The sequence below is a fragment of the Pseudarthrobacter oxydans genome (assembly GCF_013314975.1).
GTDB classification, from domain to species: domain Bacteria; phylum Actinomycetota; class Actinomycetes; order Actinomycetales; family Micrococcaceae; genus Arthrobacter; species Arthrobacter oxydans.
The window spans coordinates 1-648 of the sequence record NZ_JABTYH010000089.1 but is presented as its reverse complement, the minus strand read 5'-3'; the positions used below and the strand labels follow the sequence as shown (position 1 = coordinate 648).

Sequence of the window (648 nt, the reverse complement as noted above, 5' to 3'; positions counted from 1 at the left end):
GAACCGGCCAGCGAAGGTAATAGCGAACGCGTTTAGCGCAGGCTTCCACCTCATCACCCAGCGTGCACGGCCACCGCCGGTTGGATCAAGAGATCTGGTGACCAGGTATAGGCATTTCAGGGCAGCGGTCTCGTTCGGAAAGTGCCCGCGGGCCCTCACCGCCCTTCGGTAGCGTGCGTTGATCGACTCGATCGCGTTCGTCGTGCAGATGACCCGTCGGATCTCCACGTCGTACTCCAGGAAGGGCACGAATTCGGCCCAGGAGGATTCCCAGAGCCGTACGATGGCCGGATACCGCTGGCCCCACTCGGCAGTGAATTCGGCGAACCGGTCCTTCGCCGCCTGCTCGGACGGGGCCGTGTAGACCGGCTTGAGCGCCTTGACGATGCCGTCGCGGTGCTGGCGTCCGGCGTAGCGGAAGCTGTTGCGGATCAGGTGCACGATGCACTGCTGCACCACCGTCCGCTCCCACGTGGTCGTGATCGCCTCCGGCAGGCCTTTGAGCCCGTCGCAGACGGCGATCAGCACATCTTCCACGCCCCGGTTCTTCAGCTCCGAGAAGACCTGCAGCCAGAACCGGGCACCCTCGCCACCGTCGCCGGCCCAGATGCCCAGGATCTCCCGCTCCCCATTGGTGGTGACGCCCAT

General features: G+C 65.1%; 1 protein-coding gene. It reads right to left on the bottom strand.

Annotated features, from left to right (window positions below):
* The coding region (locus HTS88_RS22000) for an IS256 family transposase (RefSeq protein ID WP_174182331.1) at positions 1-648 on the bottom strand (648 nt) is incomplete at both ends.